This window comes from Mesorhizobium sp. USDA 4132, from assembly GCF_056279545.1.
The window spans coordinates 145,228-163,587 of sequence record NZ_JBWCCP010000003.1; the positions used below are offsets into that span (position 1 = coordinate 145,228).

General features: G+C 55.2%; 12 protein-coding genes and 5 pseudogenes. 9 read left to right on the forward strand and 8 right to left on the reverse strand.

Features of this window, described 5'->3' with window-relative positions; genetic code table 11:
* Positions 1-246: 246 nt before the first annotated feature.
* The 7 genes and pseudogenes from ACZ9IU_RS31235 to ACZ9IU_RS31265 all read left to right on the forward strand — a co-directional run.
* Positions 247-1,053: a calcium-binding protein gene (locus ACZ9IU_RS31235; protein ID WP_040126002.1), complete on the forward strand. Its 807-nt coding sequence runs from the start codon at positions 247-249 to the stop codon at positions 1,051-1,053.
* A gap of 293 nt (positions 1,054-1,346) precedes the next feature.
* Positions 1,347-3,048, forward strand: a pseudogene (locus tag ACZ9IU_RS31240) (type I secretion system permease/ATPase).
* A 35-nt stretch (positions 3,049-3,083) separates the two neighbouring features.
* Entirely contained in the window at positions 3,084-4,394 is a 1,311-nt protein-coding gene (locus ACZ9IU_RS31245; RefSeq protein WP_040126081.1) for an HlyD family type I secretion periplasmic adaptor subunit, read from the forward strand.
* Positions 4,395-5,378: 984 nt separating this feature from the next.
* Entirely contained in the window at positions 5,379-5,861 is a 483-nt protein-coding gene (locus tag ACZ9IU_RS31250) for a MaoC family dehydratase (protein WP_040126001.1), read from the forward strand.
* Between the two features lie 530 nt (positions 5,862-6,391).
* The gene (locus ACZ9IU_RS31255; RefSeq protein WP_046635028.1) at positions 6,392-7,372 is read left to right on the forward strand and encodes a LysR family transcriptional regulator; all 981 of its coding nucleotides are present in this window, start codon (positions 6,392-6,394) and stop codon (positions 7,370-7,372) included.
* Positions 7,373-7,525: 153 nt separating this feature from the next.
* Positions 7,526-8,524 carry a hypothetical protein gene (locus ACZ9IU_RS31260; protein ID WP_080719425.1) on the forward strand — a complete coding sequence of 333 codons (999 nt, stop codon included), beginning with the start codon at positions 7,526-7,528 and terminating at the stop codon, positions 8,522-8,524.
* 157 nt (positions 8,525-8,681) lie between these two features.
* Positions 8,682-8,882 (forward strand): annotated as a pseudogene (locus tag ACZ9IU_RS31265) (IS5/IS1182 family transposase); the annotation flags it as partial.
* Between the two features lie 76 nt (positions 8,883-8,958).
* Here ACZ9IU_RS31265 and ACZ9IU_RS31270 read toward each other — a convergent pair.
* A pseudogene (locus ACZ9IU_RS31270) lies at positions 8,959-9,381 on the reverse strand (IS66 family transposase); the annotation flags it as partial.
* A gap of 1 nt (position 9,382) precedes the next feature.
* On the opposite strand from ACZ9IU_RS31270, the gene ACZ9IU_RS31275 reads away from it, so the two are divergent.
* Positions 9,383-10,006, forward strand: coding sequence for a reverse transcriptase domain-containing protein (locus ACZ9IU_RS31275; RefSeq protein ID WP_244447637.1), 624 nt, complete (start codon positions 9,383-9,385; stop codon positions 10,004-10,006).
* A gap of 48 nt (positions 10,007-10,054) precedes the next feature.
* A pseudogene (locus ACZ9IU_RS31280) lies at positions 10,055-10,416 on the forward strand (transposase); the annotation flags it as partial.
* Between the two features lie 61 nt (positions 10,417-10,477).
* Here ACZ9IU_RS31280 and ACZ9IU_RS31285 read toward each other — a convergent pair.
* The 7 genes and pseudogenes from ACZ9IU_RS31285 to ACZ9IU_RS31315 all read right to left on the reverse strand — a co-directional run bounded on the left by ACZ9IU_RS31285 (position 10,478) and on the right by ACZ9IU_RS31315 (position 18,260).
* Positions 10,478-11,259, reverse strand: a pseudogene (locus ACZ9IU_RS31285) (IS5 family transposase).
* 73 nt (positions 11,260-11,332) lie between these two features.
* The gene (nodU, locus tag ACZ9IU_RS31290; protein WP_040125997.1) at positions 11,333-13,045 is read right to left on the reverse strand and encodes a nodulation protein NodU; all 1,713 of its coding nucleotides are present in this window, start codon (positions 13,043-13,045) and stop codon (positions 11,333-11,335) included.
* A gap of 1,062 nt (positions 13,046-14,107) precedes the next feature.
* Positions 14,108-15,307, reverse strand: a complete 1,200-nt coding sequence (locus ACZ9IU_RS31295; RefSeq protein ID WP_040125996.1) for an IS256 family transposase — start codon at positions 15,305-15,307, stop codon at positions 14,108-14,110.
* Positions 15,308-15,604: 297 nt separating this feature from the next.
* Entirely contained in the window at positions 15,605-15,841 is a 237-nt protein-coding gene (nifT, locus tag ACZ9IU_RS31300; RefSeq protein WP_040125995.1) for a putative nitrogen fixation protein NifT, read from the reverse strand.
* A gap of 285 nt (positions 15,842-16,126) precedes the next feature.
* On the reverse strand, positions 16,127-16,318 hold the full coding sequence (locus ACZ9IU_RS31305; RefSeq protein ID WP_080719417.1) for a 4Fe-4S dicluster domain-containing protein: 192 nt from the start codon (positions 16,316-16,318) through the stop codon (positions 16,127-16,129).
* Positions 16,300-17,823, reverse strand: coding sequence for a nitrogenase cofactor biosynthesis protein NifB (nifB, locus tag ACZ9IU_RS31310; protein ID WP_080719416.1), 1,524 nt, complete (start codon positions 17,821-17,823; stop codon positions 16,300-16,302). The genes ACZ9IU_RS31305 and nifB overlap by 19 nt, the downstream gene beginning before the upstream one ends.
* Before the next feature lie 191 nt (positions 17,824-18,014).
* A complete protein-coding gene (locus ACZ9IU_RS31315) occupies positions 18,015-18,260 on the reverse strand; it encodes a thioredoxin family protein (RefSeq protein ID WP_157885372.1) in 246 nt (81 codons plus the stop codon).
* Positions 18,261-18,360 lie beyond the last annotated feature (100 nt).

Here is an 18,360-nt window from a genome sequence, read left to right on the forward strand (position 1 = left end):
AGGTGGAGCGGCTATCATGTCAAAAGGAGGCTGTATCAAGCAACGTGTGGAGCGCTCCCACCTGCGTCGAACGAATGCGCGCCTCGCCATGTCCTGTTACAATCTCCTGGAGCTTCGAGGCCTAAACCGGCGGCGCGGCATTTGCAGCGTCTATGCATGCGATCACATCAATCGATTTCCCAGGAACCATTTCGGACGACATAAGGGGCAGGCAGCATCGGAGCTGCCTCTTATGGAGTACATGTGATGAAAATAGACGGCGATCATCGTGGCAATAACATCAGCGGTACAGACGGCAACGATATAATCAATGGCCGCGGCGAAGGAGATTGGATCCAAGCTCGCAACGGTGATGACTGGATCGACGGCGGCAAAGGGCATGACCTGGTTTTCGCCGGTGAGGGTCACGACATTGTCTGGGGCGGCGAGGGTTCCGACACCCTTTATGGTCAGGAGGGAGATGATCTCCTGTACAGCGACGCGCCGAACGCGCCGCGCAACATTCCTAAAGGGCTTGAGGGGTACGACGTACTCGGAGGTGGCCCGGGAAAGGACACTCTCATCGCAGGGGATGGCATTGATCTTATGAAGGGTGGAGCCGACGCCGACGCGTTTGTGTTTTCTTTCCACGACCCGATGATCGGGGGCGACAGGAGCTACGCCATCGTTGACGATTTCGACCCCAAGCAGGACCGATTTACCTTTGATGCAAAAGGCTTGGGCGGAGATCAACCCGGCGCAAACTTTGTCGACCACTCCAGCGGAGTGCCGGGTTCGTTTGTGGACACCTTCTATAGCGGCGCAGCGGCGCACGCAAAGGGCCAGCATGTGGTGGTGCTCACCGACCAAACTTACGCGTCTGCTTCCGCAGCCGCCAAAGCGATTTCCGGCGAGAACGCTGGCGACATCATCGTGTACCATGACTCCTGGACCACCGTCGCGATGGTGGCTTACGTCGACTCCGCAAACCACGCTGACAGCTTCGCGGAGCTGAACCATCTAACCCTGGCGGACCTTGCCACCATGACGGCGTCGAACTTCGCCTTCATCTGACCTGAAGAATTCGTGGAATACTTCCAGCTGGGAGTTGAGGTCAGTCAACACAGTCTGGTGTCGTAACTTCGACACACAACGTAACCCGGTGCCTCCCTCTGAAATGAGAGGCACTGGGCGTATCCGAAACTGGGAATGCGCAGCGGGGCAGCCAGCACATATCGGTTTCCCATTCTCAACTGGTCGTCCCTGAGACGAGCCAAGCACCAAACATAAGAGATAAGTCGCTAGATGAAGTCGCGATGGTGACACTATTCCGCACGGCTTGAGCGTTACAGACGCAGGAATACTCTATGATTTTGTCTCACAGCAACCCAAATCGACCACAGTTGTTTTTCGTGACAATCCTATTGTCGCTGAAAAATGCTTTTCCCGGCATTGCTGCGACTAGCGCCGCGATCAACGTGCTTGCGATGACGGGCTCATTCTTCATGCTGCAAGTTTATGATCGGGTAATTCCGGCCCATAGCCTCCCGACCCTCGTTGGCCTCGGGGTAATCGCAGCGACCTTGTACGTCTTTCAGGGAATACTTGAATTCATCCGGTCGCAACTGCTCATGCGAGTCGGCATGTCCGTTGATGAGCGGTTCGGAAGGGTGGTCTACCAATCGCTTTTCATCCAATCCAACCACATGCAGACGCCGGACGACGGCCTTCAGTCTGTGCGCGACCTGGACACGGTTAGAGGTTTCCTGTCCGGTCTTGGCCCGACAGCTTTGTTCGATATTCCCTGGATGCCGTTCTACCTTGGACTTTGCTTTTTGTTTCACGTCTGGATAGGAGTTACTGCTCTTGCGGGAGCGGTCACCCTGGTCGCGCTGACCATTCTGGCCGAGCACAAATCGCGTCAGCCTGCAAAAGAGGCCGCCGAGGTCTCGACAGAACGGCTTGCTCTCGCCCAGTCTTGCAGGCGGAATTCGGAGGCAGTCTTGGCAATGGGGTTTGGCCATCTGCTTGGCCGAAAATGGGCTGACGTAAACCGCCGTTATCTTGATAATCATTTTAGTTCAATTTCTGCAACTATCTCTTTGGCAACCTTGTCCCGGATTTTACGTATGATGCTCCAATCCATAATGCTTGGAGTCGGTGCAAGTTTGGTCATCCGGCAGGAAGCGACGGGGGGCACAATGATCGCCAGTTCTATTTTGATGAGCCGCGCCCTGGCGCCAGTCGAACTGGCGATTGGCCAATGGAAGGGATTTGCTAGAGCCCGGGAAAGTTGGTCACGTCTTATCCGACTCGCCGATGTCATTCCTCCGACAAGGAAGGAGGTGGTATTGGGACGACCTACCGAGGTTCTCACTGTCGAAAATCTACACCTCGCGGCGCCCGGCGCGCGAAACACTATCGTCCGCGGCATTGCATTTGAGCTTCGTTCGGGACAGGCACTGGGCGTGATCGGTCCCAGCGCCTCAGGTAAATCCTCTCTTGGTCGAGGATTGGTGGGGCTGTGGCAACCGGTCGCCGGCACCGTACGCTTGGATGGCGCCGCAGTCTCCCAATGGGGTCCCCAGTTGCTTGGCACCTATATTGGATACCTCTCACAAGATGTTGCTCTCTTCGGAGGGACGATCGCAGACAACATAGCTCGCCATGACCCGGACGCCTCATCAGAAAAAATCATTCACGCGGCGAAGGCGGCTGGCGTCTATGACATGGTTGTTCAATTCAAAGACGGCTTCAACACAAGAATCGGAGAGCAGGGCTCCGTCCTATCTGCGGGGGCAACGACAGCGAATCGGGCTGGCGAGGGCGCTCTATGGCGACCCTTTTTTGGTTGTGCTCGATGAACCCAATTCTAATCTTGATGCAGACGGCGACAAAGCACTGTCGCGCGCGATTATGGGGATTCGATCGAGGGGAGGCATAGCAGTCGTTATCGCCCATCGCCCCAGTGCACTTGAAGCAGTCGACAAAGTGCTTGTGCTCGAGGACGGTCACACAAGGTCATTTGGCTGGAAAGATGAGGTGCTGCGAAGGACGACGCAGTCATGACGAACGATGCTTCTATCAGTCAAAATAATGGCGCGATGGTTCAAGACTACGCTCCTGTAGCCGAGCGCTCAATCCGCCGCCTCACTTTGGTTGCCTTTGCTACAATATTCCTGCTGTTTGGGGTCTTGGGGGGGCTTGCAGCAACCGTTCACCTGCGCGGAGCCGTCATTGCTTCGGGCACGCTCGTTGTTGATAGCTATGTGAAGACAATCAGGCACCAAAGCGGTGGTACTGTCAGTGATGTGTTCGTCAAGAACGGAGACCGTGTCCTCGCCGGACAGTTGCTCGTCCATTTGAACGATATCCAGCATCGAGCGAATCTGGCGGTCATTTGCAAGCGGCTGAAAGAGCTTTCGGCGCGAATAGCGCGCCTCTTGGCAGAACGCGACTCAAAAGAGGTGATCGATTTTCCTAAATCCTTCTTCAGTCATCAAGGGAACGTTGAAGTAGCCAAAATCATCGAGGGGGAACAGCGACTGTTCAATGATCGCCGTGCGTCGAGGGCAGGACGAAAGGCACAACTGATCGAACGGTTAAACCAGCTCTCGAAGCAGGCAGAAGGATTGTCGGCCCAACAGGATGGAAAACGCGGTGCCGTCTCCCTCGTCAAAAAGGAACTGGCGAGTCTACAATCGCTGTTCGAACGAGGCGTCATACCTGCGACCCGGGTCTACGCTTTGCAGCGCGACGCGGCGGATCTCACTGGAGACCTCGGGAGTCTCATTGCATCAACCGCTGAGATAACTGAAAAGATGGCAGAAACAAAACTTCAAATCATTCAGATCGACGATGATCAGAGAACTGAAATTTCGGATCAACTGCGTCAGGCAGAGAGTGAGGTCGGCGAATATTCCGAACGCATGGTAGCCGCAAGAGATGAGCTGCAGCATGTAGATATCCGCGCTCCCCAGGCAGGAACCGTCCACCAACTGACGGTGCACGCTGTTGGCGCCGTAGTGACGCCTGGCGAAACGATCATGCAAATCGTCCCAAGCAGCGATGCTTTCACCGCAGAACTCAAGCTTGCACCCCAAGATATCGACCAAGTTGCCGTGGGGCAGGATGTCAGGCTCCGTTTCTCAGCATTTAGCCAAAACACAACGCCTCAGATGAATGGCCGCGTTACGGATATAGCGGCCGATCTCACAACCGACCAAAGAACCGGCCAAGGCTACTACACCTTGCGGGTTCACATTCCGCAAGAAGAATGGGCGCGCGTCGGAAAGCTCACGCCCGTCCCAGGGATGCCCGTCGAGGCGTTTATTCAGACGAGCGAGCGGACCGCGCTGGCATATCTCGTTAAACCACTAGCGGATCAAGTGGCGCGAGCTTTCCGAGAAGAATAATAGCCCTCAAAGCCGCGCTTGCGAACTTTGTCCTGGTGGAATTCGGAGCTCTCATCGACTGGGGCACGTCGCTGGTGAGATTCCGCCCTCATCCAGCGTAATTGGCACCGCAACCCCGATCTACTTGGATCCGCAGCATGGCGGCGTTTAACCCTTCTGGGAAATGCAGTACCTGCCGCTTTTCTGTGCGCCTGACGTGGCTGCCGATTCCGATGAAGCGGCCCCTTTGTTCCGAGAAAATCGCGCGCCGGGTTTCCAAGTTGTTCTCACCCCCTGTTTACTGGGGTCTACAGGCAATGATTGTTGCCCGTTCATTCAGGCGAGGTGTCAAGCTTTTCCGGGTATGTTTCGGCGTGGGACTTTCGCCGTTTAATTCGGGCTCCGACGCATGCGTGGAACGGCGCAGTTAGCACGGTTTTTGTTGCATGAATCTCTATTGGACGGTGCGGTCATATGTCCGGCCTGTTAGCGCGGTCATCGACCGCTGGCCACGATGAGTTCCGCGATGCCGATCGCCTAATCGATTTTGCGCGATCAAAGGCGCACCCCGTCAGACGGTTTGATCGGCGTTGAGATTCGTCCCTCAAGTTCATCATGCTTTGGCAAGTTGCCACGTTATCCCGACGCCGAGACGCCAGGAATTCTGTTTCTAGACAATAGCCAGGGATGTTGCTCGTTGAAAAATTCGGAGCCAGCGCGCAGCAATCTTTGCATCCATATCCATAGCGTGAATTGGTGTCATCCTCACAATCAATTTTACCAAACTCGTCATACACTGGTAAGGCATGCCGAGTTCAAAAGTGAATGACTGTGCGCGCGATCGTCGAAGCTGACGCTGGCAGTTTGTATGGAGAGGACAATGTGCGGGCAGGGCCGCAATACAACGACTACGGCTCGCGGGCACGAATGGCGTGAACGGCACGCGGTCGATGACGGCCTGGTCCACGAGACATTACCAAACTCACAGTAACTGAGGTCACGTGAATGACAATATCTCTTGCTGACGTACCAGGCATGGTTGGTCAGGAACTTAGCATTTCGGATTGGATGACGGTCGATCAAACGATGATCAACCTATTTGCCGATGCGACACATGACCATCAGTTTATCCACGTGGATCCTGACCGCGCAGCGATGGAAGGCCCATTCGGAGGAACGATCGCGCATGGTTTCTTAACACTGTCGCTTCTGCCAGCGATGACCTTCAATGGCCTACCGAACATTCGGGAACAAACAATAACCCTGAACTACGGTTTCGATCGCGTCCGCTTCCTGTTGCCTGTCAAGACCGGCAGTCGCGTACGGGGCCGCTTCTTGCTGTTGAATGGCCGGTTTCGCGGCGCCAGTATTCTGATGACGACTTACCAGGTGACTGTCGAGCTAGAACACGAAAGCAAACCGGCACTCACCGCCAACTGGATAACCATGGTCCAGTTCAATCCAAAGGACCGGCCAAAGGACATCTGACGATCACCCGTGGATCGGTTCTGTCGTGCGCTCCTGCTGCTCATCAGGCCGCTCGAGATGTTCCGCCTCACCTCAAAATCTCCCTTGAACGAGGATTAGTCCGGCCGGCCGAAGAGGCAAAGTGTCGCGTCTGTTTCTCGTCACATCGCCATGTCGGGATGCAGTCTACCTCTCCCAATTTACCGACAGGAGGTAATCTCTCTGCCCGTATCTATTGTTTTGTCTAGAGCAGACCATGCGTCACTTCACAAGGCTCGGCGCCCTTCCATGAGACCCCCACCATCTCCTAATTGGGAGTATTCAGGGATAAAATAGGATGCATCTTCAAATGCAACTAGATAGCTTATGTTGGCGGCTTTCATCATTTCTTGATTGGTACTACGCCGCGTCAGTTGCCTCCCCTAACGGACGATATCCCGGCAGAGGCGATCCAAGATCACACCCTGACCATGTCACGAATCCGCCTACGATCTGCGCTTACGGACCGTATCCCTGGGGCTTGAGGGCCGGCGAACTGGGTTCAATAGGTTATGCGGTTTAAGGGACTTGATCTAAATCTTTTGGTCGCGTTCGACGCCGTGATGACTGAGAGAAGTGTCACAGCGGCTGCTCGGAGCATCAACCTCAGCCAGCCCGCCATGAGTGCTGCGATCGCCCGCCTCCGGCTCTATTTTGGCGACGAGCTTTTTATTATGCGGGGGCGCAGTTTCTTAACCACCCCGCGTGCGGACGCACTCGCCGTCGCGGTGCGCGATTCCCTGCTCAACATACAGTTTTCCATCATTTCCGCAGACCCGTTTTGCCCAGCGAAGTCGGGTCGCTGTTTCAGGTTCGTTCTTTCGGACTCTATGACCCTTGTATTTTTTGGTAAGGTCGCGGAGCGTGTAGCCCGAGAGGCGCCAGGGGTCAGTTTCGAGCTCCTGCCACTTGATGACGAACCTAGTGAGCTTCTACGCCGAGGAAGTGCCGACTTTATTATCCTTCCCGACCTTTTCATGTCTAGTGAGCACCCCAAACGCAAACTCTTTGGGGAGACGCTCGTATGCGTAGGCTGCCCGAGGAATAGCCTGTTAACGAAACAACTGTCGTTAGAGAAGTATTTTTCGCTGGGACATATCGTGGCAAAGTTTGGAAGCACAAAAGGGCCTTCTCTTGAGCAATGGTTGTCGAGTCAACACGGCTTTAAAATGCGTGTTGAGCTCGTTGTGCCTAGCTTCGTGTCAATCCCTCCCCTGCTATCGGGTACTAACCGGATAGCGACTCTGCCCTTGCGATTGGTGAAGAAGTTGGAACATGCTATACCATTAAGAATCGTCAAGCATCCATTCTCCGCCCTTTCTTTTAACGAGATAGTCCAGTGGCCCGCGCTTCATAACGCAGACGCGGCCAGCATTTGGATGCGAGAAATATTGTTACAGGAGGCGTCGAGTATGGATTACATGGATGCCATCGAGCCTTTTCGAAGCGCAGAATGTTCTCGCACACGGAAGCGAGGGGGCGATGTCCGGTAGGTGGCATCTGCACGGACACCACACATCCGATTGGTGCCTGAAACATGGCCAGCCGCGTTAACTCACCACAAACCGGGGAGGATCTTCGCGATGCCCATGTTGCGAAAACCGGGTTTCCATTGGACCTCTCAAGGAAGGCTCCTGTTCAAACCAATGGTACTGGTCGCCTCCTTTTGGATGCTAGGCACGGGCTCCGCCGGTGCGCACGTCAAATGGTTCTCTGTCTACGACACTGCTGCCCAACCACGCGGCCTCGGAGAAGTGCTATGTCAGGATTTCGGTTTCCTTCTTGTCGTTGCCATACTCTGCTTTTTCTCTGGCTGTCTGGTTGAGCAGACTGCTCTGGGTGAACCAATATCACGGCTGCTCGGGCGCTTTGCGTTTGGCCTGGGGCGACATGCTGAGGCGGTAATCCGCACTGGTTGTGGGTTTTTCTTCGTATCGCTCTCTACGACCGGAGGGATCCTACTGACGCCCGAACTGAAAACCACGTCCGCCGTTGTGGGGCCCTTGCAGCTGACAATCGCGGCTGGGCTGCTGTCAGCCAGCACGACACCTTTATCCGCCGTAGGTGTCGTCGCGCTTTTCGGCCTGGCCGTACGGGACTACGGTGTATTTCATATGGCGGACTATTCGATCTTCCTGGGGCTTTCGGCCTATCTCGCCCTTACCGGGTTGCAAAAAAGGTTGTTGGGCGTCCTACCGTTAGACATCCTGCGATATTCGACCGCTGCCACGTTGATGTGGGCCTCCGTTGAGAAGTGGGCTTATCCTGACTGGAGCTTTCCGCTCCTGGCCGCGCATCCCAATATCGCGCTTGGCATAAACAGCGAGTCTTACATGCGGGCCGCGGGCATGATCGAGTTCACACTCGCGTTTGCCCTATTGTGGACGCCTCTGGTTCGACGCCTTTCCGCGGTCGTTCTACTTGCAATGTTCGTCAGCGCCTGCGCCGAGTTCGGCAAAGTGGATATAGTCGGCCACTCCGTGATCATCGTCGTGCTCATCACGATTTTCGCAGATGACCGGCCTAAGACGGTGGATCTGCGCGTTCCATGGCTCAGTCCGGCGGCGCTCTGTGCGGCGCTCGTGGCAACCATCGTGGTCTACTATGCCAGCCATGCGGCGATCTTCAATACCACGATTCTGTAGGCCCTTGCTTCGAGAGGAGCTGAGGTTGAGGAAAACGCTACAAAAGCAAGAATTTTGCGATCAAGTGCCTCTTAGAGGCTGCCTAAAAAAGATGTGTGCTTTTAGCCAGTTGTGATTCCTTCGGAAATTACGAAGATTTGATGGAGATCACGATCGCCTGGCTGAAACCACCCGGCGGGATTATGTCCGGCGGACGCTGCGATGTGCAAGCGACGTTACGGATTGCGAATGGATTTTGCTGTGGAGTTCATGACTGCGCCAGGGAGTTTGGCCGGCGGTGCAAAACCGACTTGGGCGAGGTTGTGAACGCCTTCTGTATATCGCCTCGACAGGTTGTCTGTGGCGGACGCTGCCGGAGGTAAGCGCGATTTTCCATACGCATTGACGAGCGCGGTATCGCTGGACCGGCCCCGCCTCTTTAACGGTATCCGGCTTTATTGGGCCGCAGAGGTTTTGGAGAAGTTGAACGGCAGCAGGTCGCCGATATCGGCCGCTTCTTTACGCTGCGGCAACTCAGTGAGCACGTGGTGCAGCCAGGTTAGCGGGTCGACGCCACAGGCGCGGCAGGTCAGCATCAAACTGTAGATCACTGCGCTGGCCTTGGCTCCGTCAGCGGTGTCGCTGAACAGCCACGATTTTCTGCCGGTTGCAAAAACTCTGATGTCGCGTTCCAGAATGTTGTTATCGACCGGCATTCTGCCATCGCTTGTGTAACGTGTCAGATAATCCCATTGGTTCAGGGTGTAGGACACGGCTTCGCCGAGCCTGGTGTCCGGCACGACCTTCGGCGCGATGGCGTCGAGCCACACCTTTAGGGCGTTCAGGACAGGCAAGCTGTGCTGTTGCCGGAAGCGGTGAATGCGGTCGACCTGCGATGTACGTTATGCCGACGACAGCGTGATTGGGTTCCAGTACGAAGGAGAGGCGCAGCGCTTCCTGCAAGCATTGCGGGAGCGTCTCGCTCATTTTGGCTTGCAACTACACCCGGAAAAGACGCGGCTAATACGCTTTGGGCGGTATGCTGCGCGAAACTGCCGGGAGCGTGGTATCCGCAAGCCAGAGACCTTCGACTTTCTGGGATTCACACACTGCTGTGGTAGGCGGCGCAATGATGGGGGCTTCAAGATTGTCCGTCTGACAATCAAGAAGCGCATGCGCACGACGCTGATGGCAATTCGGGAAACGCTAATGCGAAGACGCCATGAACCGATCGCAGTAGTAGGTAGATGGCGACGGCAAGTGTTACAGGGGTATTTGAACTACCATGCGGTGCCAGACAATCTAAGACGATTGGGAGGGCTCCGCTGGGAAGTTGGTCGAGCTTGGCGACACGCTTTGATGCGTCGAAGCCAACGAAACCGGCTGTCTTGGGATCGTTTCCAAAGGCTGCTTCGCAAATACCTGCCGCCATGTCGTTTGTTGCACCCGCATCCAGATGCTCGGTTCACCGTCACAACATCCGATAGGAGCCGTATGCGGTAGTGCCGCACGTACGGATCTGGCCGGGGGGCGATGGATAACCATCGTCCCTACCGGGACCTGCCCGAGCACTTTCCGCCCCGTCCGACGGCGCAGCATGAATGGCGGGCCATGGGTCTTTGATCACGGATCAACCATAGCCTCATGATGGAGTCGAGGGAGTGGGAGGGCATGGAAGCTTCGCCAACGCTTGGTGCCATCGACGGCCAAACCGACAGGGCCAGTGAAAGCGGTGGTATTCGGGGCAAGGACGCAGTCGTCATATCATTGTCGATACGCTCCGGCGGATGGTCGGTCTCATGGTGCACGGCGCCGATATCTAGGATCGCAACTAGGCTCCCGATCTTCTGAAGTCCATTCACAACCGATGGCCATGGCTGCTTCAAGTCTTTCCCGATGGAGGCTATACGGGAATGGCGACGCGATACTCGACTGCTCCACCAATTCTTGGCTATCATCTTACACCGGACCGATCTAGGTCATGTTGACAAAGTGGGGCAGCCAAATCTTCGCTGCGGCGATCGCCAGGAATGCCGCGAATGATGTTTTGGTCTTGTCGTAGCGCGTAGCGATGCGGCGGAACTGTTTGATCCGGTTGAACATCCGCTCGATGCGATTGCGATCCTTATAGGCATGATAATCGCAATTCGGTGGGTTCTTTCTACTTGCTCGTGGCGGAATAACCGGGCGTGTGCCGTGGAAGAGAAGTTCCTGGCGGATGCTGTCGGCATCATATCCCTTGTCGGCGAGTAGACGACGGGGCTTGTTTACCGGCATTGCGAGAAGATCTGGAACGGCCAGATAGTCAGAGGCTTCGCCACCCGTCAGGACAAAGCCAAGAGGGCGGCCCTGACCGTCTGCTCGGGCGTGGATTTTTGTCGTAAAGCCGCCGCGTGATCGACCAAAAGCCTCCTTATGAGTCCCCTTTTAGCGCCCGCTGCCTGTGAATGGCCTCGGACTGTGGTGCTGTCCAGCATGTGCTGCCAATCATCTGTAAGGCCAAGCTCGACAAGCGTTTCCAAAAGTGCATCCCATACCCCTTGCTCAGCCCAGCGACGGAACCGGACGTAGACTGAATTCCACTTTCCATATCGCTCATGCATGTCACGCCACGGGCAGCCGACCCGAAGGACATGCAACATGCCGTTCATGAACTGACGATTATCGTGCGAGGGTCGCGATTTACGGCCACGCTCCGCAGGAAGAAGTGGTTCCACGATCCGCCATTCTGCGTCGGTTAGGTCTCCACGTGCCATTGCTGCCTCCTAAAAAGCAGCCTTGAATCAGACCCTACCTGATTTGAAAAGGCACTTTGTCAACAGGGCCTAGTTAGAATGGCGGGAGGGTCGGCTGACTTGCAGCAAAGACGGCGGCTGGTTTGGTCTTTGTCAGAAGTAGTCCGTCGCACCACACCTGATCAATGCGTCCCCAGAGGCAGGCTGCCGCAGCATCCGGAAAGAAGCCGTGCCCATTTAAATTGGCGCTTGTGTTACAAAGCAGCGGAATGCCCGTCAGCTTCTCGTACTCTACCAATAGCTGAGCCACCTTGTGGTCAGAATTCCTCGGGATCGTCTGAAGCCGAGCGGTCTCATCGATGTGTATCACCGCTGGAATTTGATCGATCCATGCGGACCGGGTCCGATGGTCGAATAGCATATAAGGATCCGGAGTCCCTGGATCGAATATGCCTGGGGCACGATCTTCCAAACAGATTGGTGCTACTGGTCGAAAGTATTCTCGCAATTTCACTTGATTGAGGTAGTCCTTAGCTTCCTTTGACGTCGCTGCGGCCAAGATGCTTCGCCCACCTAAGGCGCGAGGGCCAAGTTCAGCACGACCGGTAAGAAATACCACAGGTTTGTCGTCGGCGAGTAGCTGCGCTAGCTGTGTTAAAGTGCAAGGAGCGCTTTGCCACCCATCGGGGATGTCCCCCAAGGTAATGTTGGGGCCGCTATATACTGACCATTCAATGGCCACGAAGCCTTCTTCGGCAGCCAGCGCGCAGCAAGCGGCACCTATCGCCGATCCACTATCGTTGGGAAAGGGTGGTACCCAAACTGCGTCGAAAAGACCATCAGCGCGGAGCGCACTGTTCCATTTGATATTCAGGCCACATCCACCCGCGATACATAGGTTTCGTGGGAGCGGCATTGAGAGATCACGCAGGGCTGCAGTGGCCTCCTCGACAAGCAGCCGCTCAAGGAAAATATGAAATGAAGCAAGTATGTCTTCAGGTTTCGCCGCTCCCAGCCGCCGAGCACTTTCGTCGAAGAAATCGTGCACAGCTTCTAATAGTGAGTCTTCACTTTGGCTGTTTTGTCTATAACTGCAAGCAACGGCACCAGCGCCGGCGAAACGCTCCTCGTAGAGTTCACGAAATACTTTTAGAATTTCCTCGCGAGCTGTACCGAGAGCGATGTAGGCCATCATCTTTCCCGCGATATCCAGGTTCCATCCGTCTCTCTTAGTCTGCCTATAGGGCCCAAAATGTTGGCCCGCGATAGCATAGGTATGACCAATGATTGGGAACAGACACTTGATAAAATGAATCCCGCGCGGCTCGACATAGTAGAGCCGTGGAAAAATGCAGCCATCCCACACCAAGCAGAATGCGGGCTCTTTGGCCGCTGCGAATGGGCTGGTGCAGTAAGCAGATGCAACGTGGCCAGTAACATGCGGATAACTTTCGTAGGCAAAATTAATGCCGCCGAGCATAAGTCCTGAGCCATGGTAAGCTGCCAGGGGGCTCGTAGCTCCCCTTTCTACATATGGCGCCCCAACTAGACTGACGGGCTGCCCGTCACTAAGCACCTCGAACTCGGAAACAGTCTCACCGTCCCAGCCGTCTATAACGAACCGGTCCACATGTGTTGGATCCAGACCATATTCCCCCAACGCGGCGACGACCGCGTCGAGATCATTGATGTGCTGGAACCGGGGGTTGTTTCCCAACTTCTCCTGTTCAATGGAAAAAATCAGCCTGCCGTCCTCCAGCAGGGCAACTCCTCCGTCATGTGTCAGTTTGATGCCACAAATGCGCATAAAAGCTCCATACTGATGTTGGAGGTCATTTGCGCGCCTTGAAGGTGAGATCCTGTGGCGCAAAGCGACCTCGGCATTGACTTTAGTTGCGGCCGAGCATGAAGGCGCTCTAGTGATCGCTATCAGGTCTGATGGCGATCACTGCTGCCAGCGACTGTTTCGATGCAATAGTTTAATGGGTTAGCGAGTTTGCACTTTACCCGCACTCGTGGGTTCTTCGATTGGCAACATGGTTGCCTAGCAATTATGGAATCTCCGATATTCACAGGCTTTGATAGTGGCGTTAGGAGGTCGGTGGCAGAATTACAAACAGTCCCGCTCGAGCAACGCTTTTTTGGGTTGTCTTTGCTATGCCTTAGTCAGAGAGGTTGGTAAAATCGATTGGTTGGATATAAGACATCCACGCCGCGAATACATGCCAGAACGATCAGATCGATGCCCGCTCCGTGTATCTTTCACGCTGACAGGGAACATCTGATTGCGTTTGTCAACAGTGACCTCGCATCTTGGTCAAGGCTATTGCTTCACTTCGACGTCAGAGCTGTTCCTGCTCATCATTCCGTTTGAGCCGCCTTAGCGGGTAGTTCTCAACCACCTGCCTTCAATGAAGAGACCCGGCAGATTCGGGCCAACATTGATGCGGCCCCTCGTAAATGCGATGTCGAAAAGGTCGGCGCTCCGCCTCGATACGCGCCCCCGGATCTCCTTTGTTTGGCCGGTCACATCATGTTGACGTGACGCAAAGTGGCCGGGTTAAACAATGCTTGAACAATATTTTGAACATCAATGATTGCGATGGCGCCGCGCGGACACGCCGACGCCAGGCGCAGACATGAAAGACGATAAGAGCCCGCGCCAGCATCAACGCCGAGACAATGGCACCGAACGACAGCGATACATCCATGTCACGAAAGGCCATTTCTCAGCCGGTCGGGCTAAGCCGGCAACGCGCGTACGATCAACATATCAAGAATGCGTCGGACCCCGTTGACCGATCGTGTCCCATCTCGTGGTGTAGCTACTGACATCCACGGCGTATTCCGGGCTTGGCCGGAGGGAGTATCAGCGCGCCACTGCTGGTAGGCTGATGAGAGGATCATCGCTCATTTGTCCGATGGTTTCCAGCGTCATGTATCGGGCACGTTGGACGGCCCACTCATCGTTCTGTTCGAGCAGGAGCGCGCCGACGAGCCGGATGATCGCATCATCGTTGGGAAAGATGCCAACGACCTCAGTTCGTCGTTTGATCTCACCGTTGAGCCGCTCGATGGGATTGGTGCTGTGAAGTTTAGCCCAATGCTGCTTAGGAAAGGTCATATAGGCGAGCACTTCGCTTTCGGACTCGTCCATGAGATGAGCAAGCTTCGGCACTTTCGGCCGGATCTGATCAGCAACGCTGCGCCACTGGATGCTCGCTGCCTCCGGCGTCTCCTGGGCAAATGCCGTGGCGATGAAGGCAGAAACGACACGCCGCCCGCTCTTTCCAGCATGCGCCAGGGCGTTCCTCATGAAGTGAACCCGGCATCGTTGCCACGTCGCATTGAGCACCTTGCTGACGGCGGTCTTGATGCTCTCATGGGCATCGGAAACGACGAGTTTGACGCCTCTCAAACCTCGGCGGGTCAGTTTGCGAAGGAATTCCGTCCAAATCGGCTCGGCTTCGGACGTACCGATCTCCAGCCCAAGCACCTCTCGACGTCCATCGGCATTGACGCCGACAGCGATGATCGCCGCGACCGACACGATGCGGCCACCACGTCTCACCTTCAGATAGGTGGCATCGATCCAGACGTACGGCCATTCGCCCTCGATGGGTCGGTCGAGGAAGGCTTTGACCTTGACGTCGATCTCCTCGCAAAGCCTGGAGACCTGGCTTTTCGAGATGCCCGACATGCCCATGGCTTTGATAAGGTCATCGACCGAACGCGTCGAGATGCCCTGGATATAAGCCTCCTGTATGACGGCAGTCAGAGCCTTTTCCGCCATGCGGCGTGGCTCTAGGAAGCTCGGGAAATAGCTGCCTGTTCGCAGCTTTGGAATCCGCAGCTCCACCGTTCCAGCACGTGTTTCCCAATCGCGGTCGCGATAGCCGTTGCGCTGGGCAAGACGAAGCGCGGTCTTCTCACCATAGCCAGCACCCGTAGCAGCGCCCACTTCTAATGCCATCAACTTTTCGGCGGCAAAGCCGATCATCTCGCGCAGCAAATCCGCATCAGCGCTCTTCTCAACAAGCGAGCGCAGGTTCATCATATCGTCGGTCATCGGTGGTGTCCTTCAGGTTGGCTCTAAGCAACCCGACCCTACCGGAAATCACCGATGGCTATGAAACCCAGCTACACCACTCGCTGGGACACGATCTTGACCAGCTTCGCAAGGCGCGCAGTAAGCGCCAGAAAACCTTCATGAGAGCGGTAATCGGTCGTCCTTCCAACCGGCTACGGTTGAACGACTCGAGTTTACCGGACAACGCCGATGACCACCCTATCCTGCTACACGGCTCCCGGAGCCTCTTCCGTTGAGGACCCTGTAACGGTATTCGGGAACCTCAACGGGTTGCATTTACGTTCGCTGCTGGAACACGCTCTGCTCCTCCATCCGGTACCTTGGAGCCTCGACTGTAACCGGGAGGCGCGTGTCTTGCGGAAGGTCGGGAAGGGCTAGTCGCATCCCACTAGCTAGCAACACGATACCGCCCCACATTTTTTCACTCTCCATCGTGAGTATCGGTTCCTCGAGATCAAGCTTTGGCATATAAGCCGAGAGCCTGTTGCAAGTTCGGCGAATCGTCACTTTCATCTGGCTGACTCCTTCCTTGAGACAGAATGTTCTTCGTGAAGGCAGTGGCTGCATACCAAATGCACATGCACACGGCATCGCTACCAAGTCATCTGCTGCGAAGAGAAAGGGATGTCCTTCGTTTGTACCGAGCGTTGGCGATACGTGCAGAGACCCCTACTGCTTCTTCAGACGATCGGCGGGTGCTAATTATCTCATGTCCCGCTTGCAGCCGCCTCGGAATATCCTCCAGCACACAGAAAGCACCCTTGGCAGCCGATAGCTGCAGTAATCGTTACGTAGCGGTTAGGCGGGGACACACGTCTTCTCCATTGGGCACGCTGCGGCACATTGCTGAGTTCCGAACCCTTCGCACTCGGTGCATTTTCGCGGATCGATGACGTAGTGTTCGCCCTTCAAGGCGACTGCCCCTGAGGGGCACACAAATTCACAGGCGCCGCATTGGCTGCATTGGGATGTTACGATCTTGAAGGCCACTTTAAGCTCCTGGTCATATTGGCAAGATGGGATTTCGCTACCGCCGTTTTATTCTCAAATTCGGCGGCGTAGAACGCGCCGATTGCGGCTTCGATATAGTCATAGGCATAAGCCTCTGTCGCTCGCACACCAGCGTCCGCCAACCTCTTCTTTGGGGTGTCTCCGATCTTGGCGCACAGCAATAGGTCTACGCCATTTAGCGCAACAACCGTGCTGTTGAAGGCAGCGTTGTCACACCAGCCGCCGAGACAGAATTGCTCGACCTTGCGATGGCCTGCTCGGCTAATCCCCGACGGCGAGACTTCGTAAATCTGGAATTCGCTTCCGTGGCCGAAGTGCTCGTTTATGCGGCCACCGCCCTTGGTCGTCACCGCAACAAGAAGCGATCGATCGGACACAACGGATCTGACAACTTTGAGTGCTTCTTTTCTAGACGCCAGACGTTCACAGCGCGCACGTTCAACGAACTCGCGGTAGGCAAGGCGCTTTGCCGGATCATAGGCCGGCGCAAGGGGGAGCTCACCGGTCGTAAATTCCCGAGCGAGATCAACGCCGAGCAGGCCGACCGCATCTGCGCGACATTGCCGGCAGTGCCGCATAAGCGTCCCTCGACCCTTTATCCGATCCTGGAGTAGGCTTAGTTCGAGAGCGGTTGGCCCACGCTGGCCAGTGAGTCCATAATAAGTTCCGTGAGAGTGATCTGAAATAAGGGGCGTTACGTTGTGGATGAATGCCCCACGATCTCTGACTGATCTGTTCACTTCGATCAAATGCTCGTCGTTGACCCCCGGAATTAGTATTGAATTGATTTTAGTGAGGATGCCTCGCTCAGTCAGCATCTCCAAGCCCAGCATCTGACGCTCGTGAAGGGTACTGGCAGCTTCAATACCCGTGAGGCGGCGATCCTTGAAAAATATCCATGGGTAAATCTTCGCACCGACATTTGGATCGACCATGTTGATCGTAATGGTCACGTGATCAACATTCAACTCAGCGAGCTCTTCGACATGGTCAGGCAGCGCAAGTCCATTGGTCGACACGCAAAACTTGATGTCGGGGATTTCCTTCGCGACCAGTTCCAATGTTGTTTTTGTCCTGTTCCAATCATAACAAGCGTCGCCAGGCCCGGCGATACCAAGGACAGAGAGCTGCGGCAATGCGCTGGCTACTGTCATTACCTTTCGCAGAGCCTGGTCAGGGTTTAACCTTTCAGAGGTAACGCCAGGTCGGCTTTCGTTAGCGCAGTCATATTTTCGGTTGCAGTAGTTGCATTGGATGTTGCATGCCGGAGCAACCGCAACGTGCATTCGAGCAAAATAGGAATGCGCGTCTTCTGAGAAGCAGGGATGATCGTCCACTCGTTTCCAAACCGCCGGATCTGCACCATCTGGTGCCGAGCGCCCATAGGTATGGGATTGTCCAGAAGCACCAGCATATAAGTTTACGCAGGCGGGCGTGTAGACGGTCTTGTTAGGCCCTTCATTCATTTTAGCTGGTGTCATCATTTCTCCGTTGACAGGCCCACAATAGCTGAAGGTAAACGCGATCCTGCTTGGGCGACGGGCCATTTGGATTGTGGGAACAACCTGAGCTCGAAGACGCACGGTTCCCCGAGAGGATGATGCGTTTTATTTTAGACACGTCTTTTAAGAGGACGCGGGCACAAGCGCGGCAGCTGATACCGACGACTTTGCCTTCATTGAAGATGGCGAACATCGGCGTCGCATACCCGGAAACGATTTGCCAGTTCTGGATTTTCGTCAATGTCCAGTGCGACGACCGTCATCTTATCGGCAAATTCCTCCGATATGGGTTCGATTAGACGGGCAACTACGCTCGTCAAGCGACACTTGAGAGAAGTGAACAACACAAGCACAGTGTTGGGAGAATTGAGAACGCCATCTGCCAAGTCATCTGCGTTCCTGGCCTTACCGATTGTCATATAACTGTCCTTTCGCCACGTATCTGCAGGCGCAAAAATCGGGTGCCATACGATCACCCTTTAGGGTGAGTTTTTGCTGAGGAGGGACAAAGAGGATGAA

Coding starts and splice junctions, on each gene's coding strand:
- ACZ9IU_RS31235 (WP_040126002.1), top strand. CDS start 247: ATGAAAATAGACGGCGATCATCGTGGCAATAACATCAGCGGTACAGAC.
- ACZ9IU_RS31245 (WP_040126081.1), top strand. CDS start 3,084: ATGGTTCAAGACTACGCTCCTGTAGCCGAGCGCTCAATCCGCCGCCTC.
- ACZ9IU_RS31250 (WP_040126001.1), top strand. CDS start 5,379: ATGACAATATCTCTTGCTGACGTACCAGGCATGGTTGGTCAGGAACTT.
- ACZ9IU_RS31255 (WP_046635028.1), top strand. CDS start 6,392: ATGCGGTTTAAGGGACTTGATCTAAATCTTTTGGTCGCGTTCGACGCC.
- ACZ9IU_RS31260 (WP_080719425.1), top strand. CDS start 7,526: ATGGTACTGGTCGCCTCCTTTTGGATGCTAGGCACGGGCTCCGCCGGT.
- ACZ9IU_RS31275 (WP_244447637.1), top strand. CDS start 9,383: ATGCGGTCGACCTGCGATGTACGTTATGCCGACGACAGCGTGATTGGG.
- nodU (WP_040125997.1), bottom strand. CDS start 13,045: ATGCGCATTTGTGGCATCAAACTGACACATGACGGAGGAGTTGCCCTG.
- ACZ9IU_RS31295 (WP_040125996.1), bottom strand. CDS start 15,307: ATGACCGACGATATGATGAACCTGCGCTCGCTTGTTGAGAAGAGCGCT.
- nifT (WP_040125995.1), bottom strand. CDS start 15,841: ATGAAAGTGACGATTCGCCGAACTTGCAACAGGCTCTCGGCTTATATG.
- nifB (WP_080719416.1), bottom strand. CDS start 17,823: ATGATGACACCAGCTAAAATGAATGAAGGGCCTAACAAGACCGTCTAC.
- ACZ9IU_RS31315 (WP_157885372.1), bottom strand. CDS start 18,260: ATGACAATCGGTAAGGCCAGGAACGCAGATGACTTGGCAGATGGCGTT.